This window comes from Thermaerobacillus caldiproteolyticus (assembly GCF_015326725.1).
GTDB classification, from domain to species: Bacteria; Bacillota; Bacilli; order Bacillales; family Anoxybacillaceae; genus Thermaerobacillus; species Thermaerobacillus caldiproteolyticus.
In genome coordinates this window covers 2,410,317-2,424,615 of sequence record NZ_CP064060.1, presented here as the reverse complement: position 1 = coordinate 2,424,615, position 14,299 = coordinate 2,410,317, and the positions used below count along the sequence as shown (strand labels likewise).

Below are 14,299 nucleotides of genomic sequence, written 5' to 3'. Positions count from 1 at the left end.
CGGCTGGCAACGCCGTCTGGAAAATAGCCTTCCTCTGTCGTTTTGTTTCTTGTCCTCAATCCCCTTCTCCCTCGAAGCAGGAAGCATCTAGAGTCGGTTTCAGGGAGATAGGATGGTGAAATTGTGCGGCTTCCTCTTTCTTATAAAAACGTCCGCTTTACTTTTTCCCAGAACGAGTTATCTTTTAATCTTACCGTCTTAATCACGCGATCGCTTAAGACAATATCAATTTTTTCGATATGTTGAATACTGAGGGCTTCGTTGTCCATTCCGATAATCGGATAATGATTTCCTTCCGGAGAGATTTTTAAGGTCAATTTTCGTTCCCCGCTTAAAATGAACGAAGACCCTAATGTCCGATAGCGATTGTTATTCAACGAAGCCAATTCACTCACTTGAATGCAAGGAAGAAGAGGATCTACTACCGCCCCGTTAACGGATTTATTATAAGCTGTGCTTCCTGTTGGAGTCGCTACAATCATTCCGTCCCCACGAAATGTTTCGAAATGAAGATCGTCAATAAATACATCCATTACAAACGTTTTAATAATTCCAGAGCGAATCGAGCACTCATTTAAGCAAAAAAACGAAGCCGTATCATCGATGGTCGCTTGAATGATCGGATATCTTCTTACTTCAATTTGTTCGTTTTTCATCGATTGAACCATATGGTTGACATCGTCAATATGAAAGTCGCAATAAAAGCCGCGTGCGTGTGATGGAAGCGTAGAAATGCCCACGTATAGGCAATCATTTCGAAATCCCGTTTGTCTTACAGCTTGAAGAAACGAACCATCGTCGCCAATGCTGACAATGATATTGGCATTGCGGTAATCGCCAACTACGACAAACCCGGATTGTTGGGCTAATTCCATAAGCGGTTTGACTTGTTCTATGAGTTGTTCATCGTGCTTATAAAAAAAATAAAGGTGATTGCGGCGCTCTGGCATGTTGGAAACCTCCATTTATCATAGTTTTAGTGAACTCATAATTATGGTAAAATAAATGAATCATACATATATTGTACCATTATTGGAATAAATCTAAAATAAATCGTGTTGTTTTAGGAGGAAGAATGATGAATCGAAAACGCTGGATTGCGTTAGCCATTGCGGCGGCATTATTTATTATTTCAGCATTAGTTCATGTCGTCACATCAATGATTGCTGGAGATGTAGGGAAGTGGTCAGAAGAGTGGCTCTCCCTGGCCGATCAAGATTTTAGTGAGGAAGTACTTGAGGATGGGGATGAATTGAAAAAAATTGTTGTACTTGAGGTGAACGGTGTCATTCAAGAAGGCGAAGATACAGAATCTTTATTCACGGCTGCCGGCTACGACCATCGCGCATTTTTGAAAATGATCGAGCAAGCCAAAAATGATGATACGGTTAAAGCAATTGTATTGCGTGTAAACTCGCCGGGTGGCGGTGTGGTAGAAAGCGCTGAAATTCATGACCAATTTGTAAAATTAAAGAAAGAAACAAAAAAACCGATTTACGTATCCATGGGCGCAATGGCGGCCTCAGGAGGGTATTATATATCAACGATGGCCGATAAAATTTTTGCAAGTCCTGAAACCATTACAGGCTCATTGGGAGTTATTATGCAAAATATTAATTATGAAGGGCTTGCTAAAAAGTACGGAGTGGAGTTTGTAACGGTAAAAAGCGGTCCTTATAAGGACATTATGAGTCCTTCCCGGAAAATGACAGAAGAAGAACGGAACATTTTACAGTCACTCATTCGCAATTCGTATGATGGATTTGTGAAAGTAATTTCGGAAGGAAGACATATTCCAGAAAGCGAAGTTCGCAAAATTGCTGATGGACGTATTTATGACGGGCGTCAAGCAAAACAATTAAAACTGATTGATGAGTTTGGATATTTAGATGACACGATTGCTGCAATGAAAAAAGATCATCATTTGGAAGGAGCTCAAGTCGTTACGTACACGAATGAGCTTCCGTTTAGTTCTTTATTCCAGATGAGCATGCAGCGGTTATCGACAGCGAGTCAAGAAATTACTCAATTAAAAAATGTATTTTCCAAACCAACTTCGCCTCGTTTAATGTATTTATATGCAGAGTAAAGGAAGTGAACATGTGTGATGGGAGAAAATGTATATACAGCTACGACAGAAGAGGTCCTTCCTCCCACGACGGTGACCAATCGTTATGCTGGATTTTGGATGCGATTTTGGGCCTATTTACTTGATTTGCTTGTTGTGGGGAGCATCAATCGCTTAATTGTGTATCCGCTCTTTCGCTTTTTCGATCTGTCCGTTGATCAAACGAGCATGTTTGCTCCGATTACGATTACGACAACAGTGGTGTTTTATGCATATTTTGTGTTAATGACAAAATACTTTCAACAAACATTAGGAAAAATGGTATTTGGCTTAAAAGTCATTGACATCAATCACCAATCTTTAACATGGTCGACGGTGCTATTTCGTGAGGTAGTCGGAAAGTTTATTTCCAAAACCATTTTATTTATTGGCTTTTTATTTGTAGCCTTTTCCGAAAAAAAGAAAGGCCTTCACGACCAAATCGCCGATACAATTGTTGTTCACGAGTAAACCTGTCTGTATGACAGGTTTATTTTTTTGTGCATGTGGTGACAATGGTATGATGAAGGGAGTGCTAATGTTGAAAATAGCTTGCATCATCATTGTCGTTCTTTTCTTATTGCTTTTATTACTTTCTATTATGAAATTATCGGTTACGATTTTTTTTCAACATGCGCAAGATGATGATGAATGTCGGATTACGATAAAAACATTATTTGGTCTTATTCGCTATACAATTCACGTTCCGGTTATTAAGGTAGACAAGCAATCGCCTAGCATTATCATTACTCATAAAGAAACGGTAAAAAATCTTTCCGAAAGTCCATCGAAACGAAGCAAATATACTCTGAAAGATATCATTGATACTTTCGAAAAAACAAAAAACTTCGCGCGGCATGTTGTCCGTTTGAACGAAATTGTAAAAAAGTTTTTTGCACGTGTTTCAATCACGAAGTTTGAGTGGCAAAGTAAAATTGGAACAGGGGATGCTGCTTATACAGGAATGGCAGCTGGATTAGGATGGTCGCTGAAATACAGTATTGTTGCTCTTTTCAGCAAATATATGAAATTAAAAACGATGCCTGTTCTTATGATCACTCCTTGTTTTCAACAAACTGTTTCTGAAACAAAATTTGTATGTATGATTCATTTTCGAGTCGGGCATACTATATTAGCAGGAATACGGATTGTGAAGTATTGGCGTGGCAACCATTTGTCGGAGATCAAATCGTTTGCCACTCAACAAGCAAACGAAAGCTACTAGGAGGAGTGTATTATGAGCAATCATCCAATCCAAGGACTTATGACGACGGCGATGGAAAACTTGAAACAAATGATTGATGTCAATACGATTATCGGTGACCCTGTCGAAACACCAGACGGTAGCGTTATTTTAACCGTCTCCAAAGTAGGCTTTGGGTTCGCGGCAGGCGGAAGCGAATTTATGCTTGATGAGAAAACAAATGGGGTGGAAAAGCAACCCGGAACCGCTCAACCAACAAAAGAAGAACATCCATTTGGTGGTGGGAGCGGTGGCGGTGTGTCCATTACGCCGATTGCGTTTTTAGTTGTGAACTCTTCAGGAGTGAAGCTTCTTCATCTTGATGAAAGCACGCATTTATATGAAAAACTTCTTGATTTCGCTCCGCAAGTAATCGAAAAAATTCAAACTATGCTAAAGAAAAATAAAAATGAATCACAACATCCGACGACTGGAACAATACCGAAACAGGACTTGGAGATTTAGGGGTTTAATTGTCCTATAAGTCAAAATCATTGAAATTTTTTTGTATTCCCGTTATGATGACTTTGTACATAACTTTTCGGGAGGAAAATTTTCAATGGTTAATGTAACATTTAAAGGTAATCCAGTGACATTAGTTGGAAATGAAGTCAAAGTTGGCGATCAAGCGCCAGACTTCAAAGTGTTAGCGAACGATTTATCAGAAGTAACGCTTGCGGATACAAAAGGGCATGTTCGCCTTATTAGTGTCGTTCCATCACTTGATACAGGAGTATGCGATGCGCAAACGCGCCGTTTTAACGAAGAAGCAGCGAAATTGGACAACGTGAAAGTGTTAACGATTAGCGTCGACTTGCCATTTGCTCAAAAACGTTGGTGCGGAGCAAACGGCATTGAGAATGTCCAAACGCTTTCCGATCATCGCGACGTGTCGTTTGGGCAAGCGTATGGAGTGTTAATTAAAGAGTTACGCTTATTAGCGCGTGCGATTTTTGTTGTTGACAGCAATGATAAAGTAACATATGTTGAGTATGTGCCGGAAGTAACGAACCATCCAAACTACGAAGCAGCAATTGAAGCGGCAAAAGCAGCAAAATAAGTATGGAACAGAATGAAAGAGGCCTCGACTTGTTCGAGGTCTTTTTCCGTGAGGGAAGCGTTTTACGCCGTTGGCCAGTCCTTTTGCTTACGAAACAGTGCAAGAAAACACTTGCCATAACCGCGTCGTTATTCATACAATAAGACATTGGACACCCATCAGAAAGGTGGAGAAAAAATGACTACTCCAGTTGAACGATTATTCACACTGTTTGATGAGACGGCAACAATTTTGCAAGAAGAGTTACAATGTACATATTTAGAGGCAGTTGCTGAAACAGGAGAGAACGTCTTTCACGGGGACGTGCTGCAGGAAGAAGTAAGTGAACTCAATGCTAAAAGATTGAAGAAAGAGTATAAAGAAATTCAACTCGATCGCTTTACAAACGAAGAGATTCGCAAAGCATTTCAACTCACTGTGTTAAAAGGAATGAAAGAACATACGCAACCGCACCATCAAATGACTCCGGATGCGGTAGGTCTGTTCATGAGTTATATAGTCAGCAAATTCACTGGAAAATATCTTGCGTTAACGATTCTTGACCCTGCCGTTGGTACGGCCAATTTATTGACGACCGTACTCAACCATTTGCCGGGAAAACAAGTGAAAAGTTATGGAGCCGATGTCGATGATTTATTAATCAGACTCGCTTATGTGAACGCCAATTTGCAAAAACAACCGATCCAACTGTTTAATCAAGACAGTTTACAGCCGCTGTTTGTCGAGCGTGCGGATGTTGTCATTTGCGATTTACCGGTCGGCTATTACCCGAACGATGCAAACGCGTCTCGTTTTGTATTAAAAGCGGAGAATGGCCATTCCTATGCGCACCATTTATTTATCGAACAAAGCTTATATTATACAAAAGAAGGAGGCTATCTGTTTTTCCTAATTCCAAACTCTTTATTTTCAAGCGATCAATCGGCGCAGCTGCATGCCTTTTTAAAAGAGCAAGCGGTCATTCAAGGACTATTGCAGTTGCCGATGTCGATGTTTAAAAACGAACAAGCGGCGAAAAGCATTTTTATTTTACAAAAGAAAGGCGCAAACGTAAAAGCGCCGAAAAAAGCGTTGCTTGCTGAGCTGCCAAGATTCTCGAATAAACAAGCCATGCAGGTGATGATGCGAAAAATCGATGAGTGGTTTGCGACAGAAAAACATGAATGAACAGATGGTTCCCGATGGAAGCGGGAACCATTTTTTGTATTTTCGAAATATAAAAACATATAAAATGCAAACGGTTACATAGTGATAATGTTCTTGAAAACGTGGGGGAAACAGGCATAAAATGAAAAAGGTATATTGAAATTGCTTTGAATCGAGCACAATAAGAATAACAATACTTGCCATGTAGCATTAAAGGAGCTGTTTCGAAATATGTCAAAAATTATGGCCATTAACGCCGGTAGTTCATCTTTGAAATTTCAACTGTTTGAAATGCCGAGTGAAACGGTGTTAACCAAAGGGTTAGTGGAGCGGATTGGCTTTGAAGATGCGATTTTCAATATTACGGTAAACGGCGAAAAAGTTCAAGAAGTCATCTCGATTCCTGACCATGCTGTTGCTGTAAAATTGCTGCTTGATAAATTAACTACTTTTGGCATTATTCAATCATTTGAGGAAATCGACGGAATCGGCCATCGCGTTGTTCACGGTGGCGAAAGATTTAGCGACTCGGTTCTCATCACAGATGAGGTGTTAAAAGATATTGAAGAGTTATCAGAGCTCGCTCCGTTGCATAACCCAGCGAATATTGTCGGCATTAAAGCGTTTAGAGAGGTTTTACCAAATGTACCGGCTGTCGCTGTGTTTGATACTGCATTCCACCAAACGATGCCAGAGCAATCATTTTTATACAGCCTTCCGTATGAGTACTATACAAAATTCGGAATTCGTAAATACGGATTCCATGGAACGTCCCATAAATATGTGACGCAACGTGCGGCGGAATTGCTTGGGCGCCCGATTGAGCAGTTACGCTTAATTTCTTGCCATCTAGGAAACGGTGCAAGTATCGCTGCGGTAGAAGGCGGAAAATCGATTGATACGTCCATGGGCTTTACACCGCTTGCTGGAGTAGCTATGGGAACGCGTTCCGGTAACATTGACCCGGCATTAATTCCATACATTATGGAGAAAACGGGGAAAACAGCGGAAGAAGTCATTGAAGTGTTAAATAAGAAAAGCGGAATGCTCGGTATTTCTGGTTTCTCTAGTGACTTGCGCGATATTGAAAAAGCTGTCGCAGAAGGAAACGAGCGTGCCGAGTTAGCGCTAGAAGTCTTTGCTAACCGCATCCATAAATACATTGGTTCGTATGCAGCGCGCATGTGCGGTGTTGACGCGATTATTTTCACAGCTGGAATCGGTGAAAACAGCGAAGTCGTGCGGGCAAAAGTATTGCGCGGGCTTGAATTCATGGGTGTATACTGGGACCCAGCGTTGAATAAAGTAAGCGGCAAAGAAGCGTTCATTAGCTATCCGCATTCGCCAGTTAAGGTGCTTGTTATTCCGACAAATGAAGAAGTGATGATTGCTCGCGATGTGGTGAGATTGGCGAATATAGCGTAACGACAAAAGCTGGATATGGTTTCATATCCAGCTTTTTTATATACTAAAAAGAAACAATGAGAGAAAGGTGGAAGACAGATGAGCGTTGAAGAACACAAAAAGGAAGCGCCGCGCGTCATTCGATGTAAAGTGATTACGGTGAGCGATACGCGAACATTTGAAACGGATAAAAGCGGAAAATTTATGATCGAATTATTGAAAGAAGCAGGTCATGAGGTTGTAGACTATGAAATTGTCAAAGATGAAAAAAAAGAAATTCGCCAGGCGATTTGGAGCGGGTGTGAAGATGCAAACATTGACGTTGTGTTAACGAACGGAGGAACCGGAATCGCGAAACGAGATGTGACGATTGAAACCGTGAAAGAAATCATTGAAAAAGAAATCATCGGTTTTGGTGAACTGTTTCGCATGCTGAGCTATACGGAAGACATCGGATCGTCGGCAATATTGTCGCGCGCGATTGCCGGAGTAGCGAATGATACGGCGATATTTTCCACTCCAGGCTCAACAGGTGCGGTCAGACTTGCAATGACAAAATTGATTTTACCGGAGCTTGGTCATGTCATTCGTGAGATTAGAAAGGATTTATAATTTCAACAAGCGGCTTTTTTTAAAGCCACTTGTTGAAATTATTGATGAATTCGCACCGAAACGGTTTGATTCATCCGATACCAAATCCACAAATCATTAATAATGGAAGCTAACTCCGCAATCTCTGAATTTAATGCACATGAACGAGCGAAATTGTTTTCTTCGCCCAGTTCTTCCTGTTTTTGATTGATGATTAGTTCGAGTTCCACAATTCGGTCAGGGATGGTCCCTCGAATCTTTTCCCACTGAAGTAAAATCACGTGTTGTTCTGCTTCACTATAGTCTTCCCATTCTTTCTCAAGTTTTGGTAATGGGATGCCAAGTCGCTCGTCGTAAATAAAATACTGTTCCATGTCTCTCCCTCACTTTCCCCTGTCTTTATTGTACAAAAAAGGATGAAAAAGAACCAACGGATTTATGTCAGTATTTTTATACTTTTTTATGAATAACTATTGAAAAAATCAGCAAAAGCTGATAAAGTGATACTATATAAAATGAATAATTATTTATATAAAAGTATATTTATGTGTGAGGGAAGGGGAACCAATATGGCAAATCCGAAAATTGTATTAGCCTATTCTGGTGGTTTAGATACATCGGTCGCAATTAAGTGGCTTCAAGAGCGAGGCTATGACGTAGTTGCGTGCTGCCTTGATGTCGGTGAAGGAAAAGATCTTGATTTTATTAAAGAAAAAGCACTAAAAGTGGGAGCGGTAAAATCGTATGTCATTGATGCAAAAGAGGAGTTTGCGAATGAATATGCGCTTGTCGCATTGCAGGCCCATACTCTTTATGAAGGAAAGTATCCGCTTGTTTCGGCATTGTCTCGTCCGCTAATCGCGAAAAAATTAGTCGAGATTGCTGAGTTGGAAGGAGCCGTAGCGGTTGCGCACGGCTGCACAGGAAAAGGAAACGACCAAGTTCGTTTTGAAGTGTCGATTAAAGCATTAAATCCGAATTTAGAAGTAGTGGCGCCAGTACGTGAATGGAGCTGGTCGCGCGAAGAAGAAATTGAATATGCCAAAAAACATAACATTCCGATTCCGATTGATTTAGACAGCCCGTTTTCGATTGACCAAAACTTATGGGGCAGAAGTAACGAGTGCGGCATTTTAGAAGATCCGTGGGCAGCTCCGCCAGAGGAAGCGTATGAATTAACAGCGGCGCTTGAGAATACACCTAATGTACCGGAAATCATTGAAATCGGGTTTGAACAAGGTGTTCCAAAAACATTAAACGGAAAAGAATATTCGCTTGCTCAATTAATCCTTGAATTAAACGCAATTGCCGGAAAACATGGAGTTGGACGCATCGACCATGTGGAAAACCGTCTTGTCGGCATTAAATCACGTGAAGTGTACGAGTGCCCAGGAGCGATTACGTTAATTAAAGCACATAAAGAATTAGAAGATCTAACACTTGTGAAAGAAGTTGCTCATTTTAAGCCGCTTATCGAGCAAAAATTAGCGGAAGTCATCTACAACGGTCTATGGTTTTCGCCGTTAAAAGACGCGCTAGCAGCCTTCTTAAAAGAAACGCAAAAAAATGTCACCGGAGTTGTGCGCGTGAAATTGTTTAAAGGTCATGCGATCATTGAAGGACGTAAATCGGAATTCTCATTATATGATGAAAAACTGGCGACATATACATCCGAAGACCAATTTGACCATCAAGCAGCGGTCGGCTTTATTTCTCTATTCGGCTTGCCTACAAAAGTATACAGCATCGTTAACAATCAAAAGAAGGTGGGCGTGTGAAAAAACTTTGGGGCGGACGGTTTACAAAAACAGCGGAAGAGTGGGTCGATGAGTTCGGCGCCTCGATCCCGTTTGACCAAGAGTTAGTCGAAGAAGATATTGAAGGCAGTATCGCCCATGTCACGATGCTTGGAAAATGCGGGATTTTGCCCAAAGAGGATGTCGAGAAAATTAAAGCAGGATTGCTCACTCTTTTAGAGAAAGCAAAAAAACAGCAGCTTGAGTTTTCCGTTGCGTATGAGGATATTCATTTAAATATTGAGAAAATGCTTATCGACGAAATCGGTCCGGTCGGCGGCAAATTGCATACAGGAAGAAGCCGGAACGATCAAGTCGCGACCGACATGCATCTATATTTGCGCAAGAGAGTCAATGAAATCATCGAACTTATTAAAGAATTGCAGAAGGTGCTTGTTGAAAAAGCAGAAGCGCATGTCGAAACATTGATTCCTGGCTATACGCATTTGCAGCGGGCGCAGCCTGTTTCCTTTGCGCATCATTTAATGGCGTATTTTTGGATGTTGGAACGCGATCGCGAACGTTTTGCAGAGTCATTGAAGCGGATTAACAAGTCGCCGCTCGGCGCAGGAGCGTTGGCAGGTACGACATTTCCAATTGACCGCCATTTAACGGCAGAGCTTCTCGGTTTTGAAGGAATCTATGAAAATAGTATTGATGCGGTGAGTGACCGCGATTTTATCATTGAATTTTTAAGCAACAGCGCCATGTTAATGATGCACTTGTCACGTTTTTGTGAGGAGCTGATTCTTTGGTCAAGTCAGGAGTTTCAATTCATTGAATTAGATGATGCATTCGCGACGGGAAGCAGTATTATGCCGCAAAAGAAAAATCCAGATATGGCGGAATTGATTCGCGGAAAAACGGGAAGAGTGTACGGAAATTTATTTGGCTTATTAACGGTGATGAAAGGAACGCCGCTTGCTTATAACAAAGACATGCAAGAAGATAAAGAAGGTATGTTCGATACGGTTAAAACAGTGACGGGTTCTTTAAAAATTTTTGCTGGCATGATCGCGACGATGAAAGTGAATATGAACGTCATGGAAAAAGCAACGAAACAAGATTTCTCGAATGCGACCGAGCTTGCGGACTACTTGGCCAACAAAGGGGTGCCATTCCGCAAAGCGCATGAAATTGTTGGTAAGTTAGTGTTAGCATGCATTGAAAAAGGAATGTTTTTAGCGGATTTACCGCTCTCTGTATATAAAGAAGCGTCCGAGTTGTTTGAAGAGGATATTTATGAAGTGCTGAATCCATATACAGCGGTCAACCGCCGCAATAGCGCAGGTGGAACCGGTTTTGATGAAGTGCGTCAGGCAATAAAAAAGGCAAAACAATGTTTATAAAAGGGAACGATCTGCATACAGTGTTGAGTGCCAAACAGGGTTGACTCCAAGAATGGGTCAGCCCTGTTTTTTCTTAATCTATGATTCTATTCCCCTTCTTTTTCTGTACGTACGACAAGGACATCACATTTCGCATAGCGTGTAATGTGTTCGGAAACGCTTCCAATTAACAGGCGCTCAACGGCATTTAATCCTGTTGCTCCGCAAATAATTAAATCAGCCTGATATTTAGGAGCAACTTCTTTAGCGATTTTTACTTTCGGCGAGCCAAATTCAATGTCGATTGTTACGTCTTTCAATCCTGCTTTAATCGCTTGTTTTTGATAATTATCCAATAGCTCTTTTGCATATTTCTCAGCACGTTCTGTTACTGTGAGATCATATCCATCCACTATTGCAAAGCTTCGAACGTCAATAATATGAGAAAGAATGAGCTTTGCATCATTTCGTTTCGCGATTTGAATCGCTTTTTTAAACGCCCATTCTGCCTCTTTCGACCCGTCTATCGCTACAACAATCGTTTTATACGTCATCGCCATTTTCCCCACTCCCTTTTGGATAGAAATGTCATTTCTAATAACAGTATATCATAGGAAAAAGAAGGGAGACTAACGTTGTCATGACATTTTTATGAAAAGGGGGGGCAGCGATGGAAAAGAACGATAAAAAAACATTGTATTACGATGAAGAAGCCGTACAGACGATTAGTGAGCAAATTACGGATGCGTATCATAGCGGTGTTATTGAACAAGAGGAAGCTTATTATCATCCAAAACGTGAAATCGGCGAATAATCAACGCATCATCATGGCGTATACACGTCATGATGATTTTTTATAAGAAAAAGCATAAAGAGAAAAGGAAACGATTTATTGAACGATGCCTAGATGCCATATAGGTACAAAAGAGTGACAAATCTCAATTTTGTTCTAACCGCTTGAAAGTACTAGCATTTTTTTGACATCATGTTTAGGCAGAGCTTCTTTTTCTTTCTTGTTGTTTTTCAGTTTGTAGGAGGAAACGAAGGGCATTAGACTTTATCGCATATATGATGGCGCTTTTATTTTTAGCGCGGGGGAAGTATCATAGATGTTTTTCTTAGCGATTTTATAGTAAAGTAAAATTAAACACTGTTTATGGGGAGGAATAACTGTGCGACATGCCCTCATAACGGCCGGAGCGAAAGGACTAGGGAGAAAAGTGACAGAAATGTTGCTTGAAAAAGGCTATTCGGTGACAGTGAACTATCGAAGTGATGAAACGGCTGTAAAATCATTGCAAGAGAAATATGCGCATCTTTCAGAACGGCTTCAGTTTGTAAAAGGAGATGTCACAAGAAAAGATGATTTGTATCGTCTTGTTGATCAGGCGTTCGAAAGGTTTGGGCGCATTGATTTTTTAATTAATAACGCAGGACCGTATATTTTTGAAAGAAAAAAATTAGCTGACTATGATGAAGACGAATGGTATGAAATGATCGAAGGGAATTTAAGTGCGGTTTTTCATTTATTTAAAAAAACGATTCCCATTATGCGCAAGCAGCGGTTTGGCCGCATTATTACATACGGGTTCCAAGGAGCAGCAAGCGCTCCGGGATGGCTGCATCGTTCTGCGTTCGGTGCTGCCAAAGTCGGACTTGTATCGTTAACAAAAACGATCGCGGTGGAAGAAGCTGAATATGGCATTACTGCAAATATGATTTGCCCTGGAAATATTGTAGGCGATATGAAGGAAGCGACGATTGCCGATTCACGAAAAATCAAGGACGATATGACCCCCATTGGTCGATCAGGGACAGGGGAAGACATTGCGCGAGTTGTGGCGTTTTTATGCGAGGAAAACTCGGATATGATTACAGGGACGGTCATTGAAGTCACAGGGGGACTCGATGTCATACATCGTTATCGTTAATGTGAATATTTTTCCAAAAATCATCTCATTCTAACGTAATGAGGTGATTTTTTTATGAAAAAAAGTATGATTGTCGCATTCTTAATGTTGCTGATACATCTGCCAGTAGTGTGTGCAGCTGAATTTCAGCAGGGAAATCTATTTAAAATTAAGTTAGTGTCAGAACATGAAACTGTGCAATGTGAGTATTATTCTCCTGATACGTATCAATGCGAAAAAAACGGCTATAGTTTAGACGAAAAACAGGCAAAACGTGAATTATCGCTTCTTTTTCATCAACTTCATCTTCGTCACGATGTCAAAGTTGAAGAAATGGTTCATTCTTTAGAAAAGACAGGTTATAACAATGTAAAGTTTCTTGATGTAAGATGGATGGATTCTCATCATCGTTTATTTACATGGATATGGGAGAAAGATAAGTAAATAGCTAGTATCACGCTTTACCGATAAACGGATATGTTATAGTAAGCAAATAATTTAGGAGGAATTTTATCATGAAAATCGGTATTCCAAAAGAAATAAAAAATAATGAAAACCGTGTTGCTATTACCCCAGCCGGCGTGATGACGTTAGTCAAAGCGGGGCACGACGTGTATATTGAAAAAGGAGCAGGGAGTGGATCTGGATTTTCTGATGAGGAATATGTGAAAGCTGGGGCAGCCATCGTTGATACAGCAGAAGAAGCTTGGTCGATGGATATGGTGATGAAAGTAAAAGAGCCGCTTCCAGAGGAGTACGGATATTTTCGTGAAGGATTGATTTTATTTACGTATTTGCATTTGGCACCAGAACTGGAATTGACAAAAGCGCTCATCGACAAAAAAGTTGTCGCCATCGCTTATGAGACAGTGCAATTAGCTAATGGTTCCTTGCCTCTACTGACCCCGATGAGCGAAGTAGCGGGTCGAATGTCGGTACAAGTTGGTGCGCAATTTTTAGAAAAGCCGCACGGTGGAAAAGGGATTTTGTTAGGGAGCGTGCCGGGAGTAAGACGCGGAAAAGTCACCATTATCGGTGGCGGAGTGGCTGGAACGAATGCGGCGAAAAAGGCTGTTGGTCTGGGAGCGGAAGTGACGATTATTGACGTCAATCCGGATCGGCTCCGCCAGCTCGATGATTTATTTGGGGATCATGTGACGACATTAATGTCAAATACGTATAATATCGCCGAGTCTGTCAAAGATTCCGATTTAGTGATCGGAGCGGTTCTCATTCCGGGAGCGAAGGCACCAAAACTCGTGACGGAAGAAATGATTAAATCGATGACGCCGGGGTCGGTTGTTGTGGATATTGCGATTGACCAAGGAGGAATTTTTGAAACGACGGATCGCGTCACAACACACGATGATCCGATTTATATTAAACATGGGGTTGTTCATTATGCGGTTGCGAATATGCCGGGAGCCGTGCCGCGTACGTCTACCTTTGCGTTGACGAATGTTACGGTGCCATACGCGTTACAAATCGCTAACAAAGGATATCGGCAAGCGTGTCTAGATAATCCGGCTTTATTAAAGGGAATTAATACATTAAACGGTTACGTCACCTATGAGGCGGTGGCAAAGGCACATGGCTTGACGTTTCAAGATACGAAAACATTATTAGAACAAAGTTGAATACGTTGTTGGAAGCGGGAGTCTTCGTGGCAGTTGATGATGAAAGAAACGAGCGGCGTCTTAGCTTGAGCTTTGGA

Annotated in this window: 17 protein-coding genes; 14 read left to right on the top strand and 3 right to left on the bottom strand. The window is 41.1% G+C overall.

Going from position 1 to position 14,299, the window contains the following annotated elements:
• Positions 1-140 precede the first annotated feature (140 nt).
• Positions 141-950 carry an NAD kinase gene (locus tag ISX45_RS12135; RefSeq protein ID WP_194519082.1) on the bottom strand — a complete coding sequence of 270 codons (810 nt, stop codon included), beginning with the start codon at positions 948-950 and terminating at the stop codon, positions 141-143.
• A gap of 128 nt (positions 951-1,078) precedes the next feature.
• Here ISX45_RS12135 and sppA point away from each other — a divergent pair, with 128 nt between their 5' ends.
• From sppA to ISX45_RS12095, 8 genes are all read left to right on the top strand, one after another.
• Positions 1,079-2,089, top strand: a complete 1,011-nt coding sequence (gene sppA, locus ISX45_RS12130) for a signal peptide peptidase SppA (RefSeq protein ID WP_194520696.1) — start codon at positions 1,079-1,081, stop codon at positions 2,087-2,089.
• Between the two features lie 18 nt (positions 2,090-2,107).
• Positions 2,108-2,578, top strand: coding sequence for an RDD family protein (locus ISX45_RS12125; RefSeq protein WP_194520695.1), 471 nt, complete (start codon positions 2,108-2,110; stop codon positions 2,576-2,578).
• A 67-nt stretch (positions 2,579-2,645) separates the two neighbouring features.
• Positions 2,646-3,332, top strand: coding sequence for a DUF2953 domain-containing protein (locus ISX45_RS12120; protein WP_194519081.1), 687 nt, complete (start codon positions 2,646-2,648; stop codon positions 3,330-3,332).
• A gap of 12 nt (positions 3,333-3,344) precedes the next feature.
• The gene (gene ytfJ, locus ISX45_RS12115; RefSeq protein ID WP_194519080.1) at positions 3,345-3,815 is read left to right on the top strand and encodes a GerW family sporulation protein; all 471 of its coding nucleotides are present in this window, start codon (positions 3,345-3,347) and stop codon (positions 3,813-3,815) included.
• A gap of 94 nt (positions 3,816-3,909) precedes the next feature.
• Positions 3,910-4,410, top strand: coding sequence for a thiol peroxidase (gene tpx, locus ISX45_RS12110; protein ID WP_181554719.1), 501 nt, complete (start codon positions 3,910-3,912; stop codon positions 4,408-4,410).
• Between the two features lie 177 nt (positions 4,411-4,587).
• On the top strand, positions 4,588-5,577 hold the full coding sequence (locus ISX45_RS12105) for a class I SAM-dependent methyltransferase (protein WP_194519079.1): 990 nt from the start codon (positions 4,588-4,590) through the stop codon (positions 5,575-5,577).
• Positions 5,578-5,787: 210 nt separating this feature from the next.
• Positions 5,788-6,981, top strand: a complete 1,194-nt coding sequence (locus tag ISX45_RS12100; RefSeq protein ID WP_194519078.1) for an acetate kinase — start codon at positions 5,788-5,790, stop codon at positions 6,979-6,981.
• A gap of 78 nt (positions 6,982-7,059) precedes the next feature.
• Positions 7,060-7,572 carry a MogA/MoaB family molybdenum cofactor biosynthesis protein gene (locus tag ISX45_RS12095; protein WP_194519077.1) on the top strand — a complete coding sequence of 171 codons (513 nt, stop codon included), beginning with the start codon at positions 7,060-7,062 and terminating at the stop codon, positions 7,570-7,572.
• 38 nt (positions 7,573-7,610) lie between these two features.
• Here the strand turns inward: ISX45_RS12095 and ISX45_RS12090 are convergent, their stop codons facing one another.
• Positions 7,611-7,925 carry a hypothetical protein gene (locus ISX45_RS12090; RefSeq protein ID WP_194519076.1) on the bottom strand — a complete coding sequence of 105 codons (315 nt, stop codon included), beginning with the start codon at positions 7,923-7,925 and terminating at the stop codon, positions 7,611-7,613.
• A gap of 195 nt (positions 7,926-8,120) precedes the next feature.
• Here ISX45_RS12090 and ISX45_RS12085 point away from each other — a divergent pair, with 195 nt between their 5' ends.
• Both ISX45_RS12085 and argH read left to right on the top strand, forming a co-directional pair.
• Positions 8,121-9,329 carry an argininosuccinate synthase gene (locus ISX45_RS12085; protein ID WP_181554714.1) on the top strand — a complete coding sequence of 403 codons (1,209 nt, stop codon included), beginning with the start codon at positions 8,121-8,123 and terminating at the stop codon, positions 9,327-9,329.
• A complete protein-coding gene (gene argH / locus ISX45_RS12080) occupies positions 9,326-10,696 on the top strand; it encodes an argininosuccinate lyase (RefSeq protein WP_194519075.1) in 1,371 nt (456 codons plus the stop codon). Before ISX45_RS12085 ends, argH begins: the two co-directional genes overlap by 4 nt.
• 86 nt (positions 10,697-10,782) lie before the next feature.
• Here argH and ISX45_RS12075 read toward each other — a convergent pair whose 3' ends face one another.
• Positions 10,783-11,235 (bottom strand): universal stress protein, encoded by a 453-nt coding sequence (locus ISX45_RS12075; RefSeq protein ID WP_181554712.1) that lies wholly within the window; start codon positions 11,233-11,235, stop codon positions 10,783-10,785.
• 110 nt (positions 11,236-11,345) lie between these two features.
• Here ISX45_RS12075 and ISX45_RS12070 point away from each other — a divergent pair, with 110 nt between their 5' ends.
• The 4 genes from ISX45_RS12070 (at position 11,346) to ald (ending at position 14,222) form a co-directional block, all read left to right on the top strand.
• On the top strand, positions 11,346-11,489 hold the full coding sequence (locus tag ISX45_RS12070; RefSeq protein ID WP_181554711.1) for a hypothetical protein: 144 nt from the start codon (positions 11,346-11,348) through the stop codon (positions 11,487-11,489).
• Positions 11,490-11,847: 358 nt separating this feature from the next.
• Positions 11,848-12,606 carry an SDR family oxidoreductase gene (locus ISX45_RS12065; RefSeq protein ID WP_181554710.1) on the top strand — a complete coding sequence of 253 codons (759 nt, stop codon included), beginning with the start codon at positions 11,848-11,850 and terminating at the stop codon, positions 12,604-12,606.
• A gap of 54 nt (positions 12,607-12,660) precedes the next feature.
• Positions 12,661-13,029: a hypothetical protein gene (locus ISX45_RS12060; RefSeq protein ID WP_194519074.1), complete on the top strand. Its 369-nt coding sequence runs from the start codon at positions 12,661-12,663 to the stop codon at positions 13,027-13,029.
• Between the two features lie 71 nt (positions 13,030-13,100).
• A complete protein-coding gene (gene ald / locus ISX45_RS12055) occupies positions 13,101-14,222 on the top strand; it encodes an alanine dehydrogenase (RefSeq protein ID WP_194519073.1) in 1,122 nt (373 codons plus the stop codon).
• Positions 14,223-14,299: the final 77 nt, after the last annotated feature.

What these genes read in the sequence shown, in the direction of transcription:
- ISX45_RS12135 (WP_194519082.1), bottom strand. Translation starts at nt 950, where the DNA reads ATGCCAGAGCGCCGCAATCACCTTTATTTTTTTTATAAGCACGATGAA.
- sppA (WP_194520696.1), top strand. Translation starts at nt 1,079, where the DNA reads ATGAATCGAAAACGCTGGATTGCGTTAGCCATTGCGGCGGCATTATTT.
- ISX45_RS12125 (WP_194520695.1), top strand. Translation starts at nt 2,108, where the DNA reads ATGGGAGAAAATGTATATACAGCTACGACAGAAGAGGTCCTTCCTCCC.
- ISX45_RS12120 (WP_194519081.1), top strand. Translation starts at nt 2,646, where the DNA reads ATGTTGAAAATAGCTTGCATCATCATTGTCGTTCTTTTCTTATTGCTT.
- ytfJ (WP_194519080.1), top strand. Translation starts at nt 3,345, where the DNA reads ATGAGCAATCATCCAATCCAAGGACTTATGACGACGGCGATGGAAAAC.
- tpx (WP_181554719.1), top strand. Translation starts at nt 3,910, where the DNA reads ATGGTTAATGTAACATTTAAAGGTAATCCAGTGACATTAGTTGGAAAT.
- ISX45_RS12105 (WP_194519079.1), top strand. Translation starts at nt 4,588, where the DNA reads ATGACTACTCCAGTTGAACGATTATTCACACTGTTTGATGAGACGGCA.
- ISX45_RS12100 (WP_194519078.1), top strand. Translation starts at nt 5,788, where the DNA reads ATGTCAAAAATTATGGCCATTAACGCCGGTAGTTCATCTTTGAAATTT.
- ISX45_RS12095 (WP_194519077.1), top strand. Translation starts at nt 7,060, where the DNA reads ATGAGCGTTGAAGAACACAAAAAGGAAGCGCCGCGCGTCATTCGATGT.
- ISX45_RS12090 (WP_194519076.1), bottom strand. Translation starts at nt 7,925, where the DNA reads ATGGAACAGTATTTTATTTACGACGAGCGACTTGGCATCCCATTACCA.
- ISX45_RS12085 (WP_181554714.1), top strand. Translation starts at nt 8,121, where the DNA reads ATGGCAAATCCGAAAATTGTATTAGCCTATTCTGGTGGTTTAGATACA.
- ISX45_RS12075 (WP_181554712.1), bottom strand. Translation starts at nt 11,235, where the DNA reads ATGGCGATGACGTATAAAACGATTGTTGTAGCGATAGACGGGTCGAAA.
- ISX45_RS12070 (WP_181554711.1), top strand. Translation starts at nt 11,346, where the DNA reads ATGGAAAAGAACGATAAAAAAACATTGTATTACGATGAAGAAGCCGTA.
- ISX45_RS12060 (WP_194519074.1), top strand. Translation starts at nt 12,661, where the DNA reads ATGAAAAAAAGTATGATTGTCGCATTCTTAATGTTGCTGATACATCTG.
- ald (WP_194519073.1), top strand. Translation starts at nt 13,101, where the DNA reads ATGAAAATCGGTATTCCAAAAGAAATAAAAAATAATGAAAACCGTGTT.